At 62.4% G+C, this 4,556-nt stretch carries 5 protein-coding genes and 1 pseudogene; 3 read left to right on the top strand and 3 right to left on the bottom strand.

Annotated elements, in window-relative coordinates:
- Positions 1 to 557 precede the first annotated feature (557 nt).
- Positions 558 to 818, top strand: a complete 261-nt coding sequence (locus ACPEES_RS22825) for a hypothetical protein (RefSeq protein WP_435106708.1) — start codon at positions 558 to 560, stop codon at positions 816 to 818.
- 165 nt (positions 819 to 983) lie between these two features.
- Positions 984 to 1,376, top strand: a complete 393-nt coding sequence (locus ACPEES_RS22820; RefSeq protein ID WP_435106710.1) for a DUF6559 family protein — start codon at positions 984 to 986, stop codon at positions 1,374 to 1,376.
- Between the two features lie 190 nt (positions 1,377 to 1,566).
- Here ACPEES_RS22820 and ACPEES_RS22815 read toward each other — a convergent pair whose 3' ends face one another.
- Both ACPEES_RS22815 and ald read right to left on the bottom strand, forming a co-directional pair.
- Positions 1,567 to 2,184: a glutathione S-transferase family protein gene (locus tag ACPEES_RS22815; RefSeq protein ID WP_435106706.1), complete on the bottom strand. Its 618-nt coding sequence runs from the start codon at positions 2,182 to 2,184 to the stop codon at positions 1,567 to 1,569.
- Between the two features lie 284 nt (positions 2,185 to 2,468).
- Positions 2,469 to 3,587 carry an alanine dehydrogenase gene (ald, locus tag ACPEES_RS22810; RefSeq protein WP_435106704.1) on the bottom strand — a complete coding sequence of 373 codons (1,119 nt, stop codon included), beginning with the start codon at positions 3,585 to 3,587 and terminating at the stop codon, positions 2,469 to 2,471.
- A gap of 124 nt (positions 3,588 to 3,711) precedes the next feature.
- Here ald and ACPEES_RS22805 point away from each other — a divergent pair, with 124 nt between their 5' ends.
- Entirely contained in the window at positions 3,712 to 4,215 is a 504-nt protein-coding gene (locus ACPEES_RS22805; protein WP_435106702.1) for an Lrp/AsnC family transcriptional regulator, read from the top strand.
- 29 nt (positions 4,216 to 4,244) lie between these two features.
- Here the strand turns inward: ACPEES_RS22805 and ACPEES_RS22800 are convergent.
- Positions 4,245 to 4,556, bottom strand: a pseudogene (locus tag ACPEES_RS22800) (methyl-accepting chemotaxis protein); the annotation flags it as partial.

Genomic DNA, 4,556 nt, shown 5'->3' with positions numbered 1-4,556 from the left:
AGGCAGTCTCGCAAGGCCTGCCTGGCTTGGAAAAGGGGGTAGCTGTTGACAGGAATACAATCAGACGAGACCTGACAACTACGCGCCTTCTTTCCTGCGGTTACCGCAGAGGAGCTAGCGACCGCCGCGTGCTTTCGGGACGGTACACTGCAGTGCATTAATGGGCGACACTTGCGTCCGAGTATTCGCTTGGTGCAATATCGCGCTCAAATACGTGACATGGAAGGCGGCGTCGCGTGAAGAAGGTTGCCTGCACAGGGAAGGGATTATCGATGCAAACCCGCCGTAATCACGTCCGATAGCAAGCAGGGTTCTCAGAAATACCGGCGAATGACTGTGCGCTGACTGGCGTATGGTGACCAATTCTGGTATTGGCGAGTAACGATTCGTGCTCTTTCGATGGTGGATTCCCTGCTTCGCTCCATTTTTTATGTTGGTGCTGTATGTGGAGGTGTGTAGCAACAGCGTATGGCTGAAAAATAACCGCGCAACATGCTGCGCCGGGGTTGCGCTCATCGCGTAAGGGATTTCGTGAGACAAAGGACAGGAGAGTGAAAGTGAAGAGTGTCGTTTTTTATTTGCTTCTCTATACTAGACCATTTGCTGGGTTTGTTTTGAGAGCCATCGGTGGCTTCAGTTTGCTCGGTGCGATAGTGCTTGGCGCGGGGCAAGGTCTTAATGGGTTTGAGTTGGTGCCTTCCCTGGTTATGATCTTGTTGGTCATCGTTTCATTTGGGGCTTTTTTTCTTAAAGAAAAATACACGGACGTGTTGTTGCGCTTGCAGCCAGAAGGTGTCGCCTACAGCTTCTACGATTAATGTGCCTTATACTCTATGTATCGCACAGCTCCGCGGTCCCAATACGGGTGATGATGAGACGGATTCCCGAAAACCGTCGTAGGGTTCTCTCTGAGGAGTCCGGAGTTCTGCTTCGTCACCATGGTGCCCAAGTCGACCCTGCCGTGTTCAGCATATCAAGTGAAGATGAAGACAAGGATCGAGGCGTTCAGGAAAAGGCGGGCGATCAAGTCATATGTCAGGCGCCTTCCCGGGCTGTTGGCCAGGGACTACGGGAAAAGGGGAGCTTACACGCCGACTCAGATAGAAAGAACGATCGAGCGGCACGGTCTCAAGGCTGCCTATGCGTGCTATGGGATCGCGATGTTTTCCGATAGGCTGTCGTTCGATCAGCATCACCAAGAGGCGGGCGAGCATTGTGACTATGACTCCATGCGCCGCGAGATTGCAGACGAACACTTCGGAGGCGATCCCGGATTTGACACCGGTGATATCGAGTCCGTGTCGGCCAGTTATGGGGGCCATCCTGAAGAAGTCGGAAGTGCTTCTGAAGGCGCTGGAGATGGTGGCAGTGACTGACAGGAGAAGTGCGGAATGACCGCACGGACGCTCCTTGAATCGGTTGAAGGATTGGATGAGGCGCATAGTCGCGCCGGTGCCGATACGCGCCGCATTGGCATCTGCCTCCGCCTCCAGTGCCGGGGGCCCACCTGCCGGGCACAGTGAGGTGCCCGGCAGCGGGCCGTTCACGGCGCCGCCACCGTTGGCGTCACGTCTCTACTAGGGCATTGTCCAGATCCGCAGCACGCTTGAATGCGTCACGCTCACCCACACGTTCGGCGTATGCTTCGAGCTCCGGGCGTTTCTCGATGGTACCGAAGCCCAGGCCCCAGCTTATCTGCGCCCCCACGTAGACGTCTGCCGCCGTGAAGCGGTCACCGGCAACGTACTGATTGTTCCTGAAAAGCCCGGTCAGCGCGTCCATGACAGCGGCATAACTGCCGTAGCCCACCATTCGGTATTGTTCTTCTCTGGGCTCGACTTCCAGGACGCGGGCATCGGCAATCGCGGCTTCCAGGGGACCTGCCACGAAGAACAGCCAGCGGTAGTAGGCCCCGCGCTCTTCCTGTGTCGGAGCGAGCCCCGCTTCCGGAAAGGTGTCGGCGCAGTACGCGCAGATCGCCGCGCATTCGGTGACCACCTGATTGCCGTGCTTGATCGCGGGTACCTTGCCCATCGGGTTGATCGCCAGGTAGTCCGGCGACTTCATGTTCGTGCCGTAGTCCAGGATTTCGGTCCGATAGGGCGCACCGATCTCCTCCAGCATCCAGCGCGCGATGCGCCCGCGGGACTGAGGGTTCGTATAGAGAACGAGGTCATCAGTCATGGTTCGTTGTTCCGTCCTGTCCATGGTTCGAGATGCGGCGTGTCCGATCCGTCGGAAAGATGTGCGTCGTTCGTGCCGGACGAGTCGGGCACGCCGGCGTACATTCTCGATCGGATGGGACGCACAAGCATGGGCACGAATGCCGTGCGCGTCTACGGCGATGTTGGCGGCATGAGATGCGGGGGTCGGGTCGTTGGAGGCTGTCGGACGAGGGGCGCCGGACCGCCGGCGCAGGATACCGACCGGCCCGCCGGTGACGAGCCGGTCAGGGGGCTATTGCTGGTTCAGAGACCGAGCACCGTCTCCGCCGGCACGTATTCGAGGCTCTGGCTTTCGGCCACGGGAGCGCAGGTGACTTTGCCGTCGGCCACGTTGAGGCCGTCGCGGAACTGTGGATCGTCGGCCAGTGCGCGGCGCCAGCCCTGCTCGGCGAGACGGATGACGTAGGGCAGGGTCGCGTTGGTCAGCGCGAAGGTGGAGGTGCGCGGCACTGCGCCGGGCATGTTGGCCACGCAGTAGTGCACGACGCCGTCCACGGTGTACGTCGGCTCCGCATGGGTCGTGGCCTTGCTGGTTTCGAAGCAGCCGCCCTGATCGATAGCGACGTCCACGAGCACGGCGCCGTTTTTCATCCCGGAGACCATCTCGCGAGTGACGAGCTTCGGTGCGTCGGCGCCCGCGACCAGCACCGCGCCTACGACCGCGTCACTCGCCAGCACGGTTTCCTCGAGGCTGCTGTCGGTGGAGTAGACCGTCTTGAGCGCGGAGCCGAAGCGGTGGGACAGGCGCTCCAGCACCGCGGGGCTGCGGTCAAGCACGGTGACGTCCGCCCCCATGCCCAGCGCCATTTCGATGGCATTCTCGCCGACGACGCCGCCGCCGATGACGGCGAGCCGCGCCGGCGCGACGCCGGGCACACCGCCGAGCAGCAGGCCACGCCCACGGTTCTCACGCTCCAGCGCCTGCGCGCCCGCCTGGATGGACAGGCGCCCCGCCACCTGGGACATCGGCCGGAGCAGCGGTAGTCCGCCATTTTCGTCCGTGATGGTTTCGTAGGCGATGCAGGTCGCGCCGGAAGCGATCAGATCCTGCGTCTGCGCGGTGTCGGGCGCGAGGTGGAGGTACGTGAACAGGACGTGCTCCGGAGTGAGACGGGCGCGCTCCTCGGCCTGGGGTTCCTTGACCTTGACGATCAGCTTCGATTCCGCGAACACCGCCGCCGCGTCGGGCAGGATTTGCGCGCCCGCAGCCTGGTATTCGGCGTCGCTCGCCTCGATGCCGGCACCCGCCTGGGTTTCCACCATCACTTCGTGGCCGCGACCGACCAGCTCGCGCACGCCGTCCGGCGTCAGTCCGACGCGGTGTTCCTGGCTTTTGATCTCTTTGGGTACGCCGATTCGCATGATTGCCTCCCCAGGCCTTCTCGTTAGACTGCCGGGCAGGCTAGCGCGGTCAGCGGGCAAAGTTGTTGCGATTTCTCGCTTGGTACCGGGAGAATGCGCAAACTTTGTCGTTATAGTGGGTCTTATGTCGAAGAATCTGCAACCGAGCGAACTGGACGCGCTTGACCGCCGCATCCTGAGCGTGCTCCAGGAGAACGGGCGCATCACCAACCAGCAGCTCGCTGAGCGTGTGCACCTTTCGCCGTCGGCATGCTCGCGGCGCGTGGCGCGCCTGGAGGAGGGCGGGGTGATCTCCGGCTACGTGGCGCTGTTGACACCGTCGGCGGCGGGGCGGGGCACCACGGTATTCGTGCAGGTGACGCTGGCGCGTCAGAACCAGGACGACATGGCAGCCTTCGAGGCGGCGGTGGCGGAATGCCCCGACGTGATGGAGTGCTACCTCATGTCCGGCGAGTCGGACTATGTGGTCAAGGTTGCTGTGCGGGATCTACAGGACTACGAGCGCGTGCATACGCAATACCTCTCGCGTATGCCCGGAGTAGCACGCATTCATTCGAGTTTCACGCTGCGTACCGTCAAGAAGGCGACCGCCTTCGAGCTGGAGAGAAGGGCGGGGGCGGGCCGGTGAGGCCCGCCCCGTGATGGACGCTGCCGGGGTCACGCCCGGAAGCGTCCCATGAGCTCGCCGAGCTCGCGGGCGAGACCCTGCATGCGTTCGCACTCCTGGCGGCAGGTCTGTGCGGTCTCGGCGGTCTGTCGGCTGAGATCCGAGATCGAGGTGATGTTGCGGTTGACGTCCTCGGTCACGGCGGTCTGCTCCTCGGTGGCGGAGGCGACCTGGTGGGTCATGTCGCTGATGCCCGCCACGCCCTCGTGGATGTGGGTGAGTGCCTCGCCGCTGCGCTCGCTCTCGCCGACGCAGGTCTCGGTGAGCTCGTAGCCCTGCTCCATGGAGCGGGCGACGTTGTC

It is taken from the genome of Arhodomonas sp. AD133 (genome assembly GCF_051195215.1).
Taxonomy (GTDB): Bacteria; Pseudomonadota; Gammaproteobacteria; order Nitrococcales; family Nitrococcaceae; genus Arhodomonas.
The sequence above is the reverse complement of the archived record's forward strand: the minus strand, read 5'-3'. Positions and strand labels throughout refer to the sequence as shown.

Coding starts and splice junctions, on each gene's coding strand:
- ACPEES_RS22820 (WP_435106710.1), top strand. CDS start 984: ATGAAGACAAGGATCGAGGCGTTCAGGAAAAGGCGGGCGATCAAGTCA.
- ACPEES_RS22815 (WP_435106706.1), bottom strand. CDS start 2,184: ATGACTGATGACCTCGTTCTCTATACGAACCCTCAGTCCCGCGGGCGC.
- ald (WP_435106704.1), bottom strand. CDS start 3,587: ATGCGAATCGGCGTACCCAAAGAGATCAAAAGCCAGGAACACCGCGTC.
- ACPEES_RS22805 (WP_435106702.1), top strand. CDS start 3,712: ATGTCGAAGAATCTGCAACCGAGCGAACTGGACGCGCTTGACCGCCGC.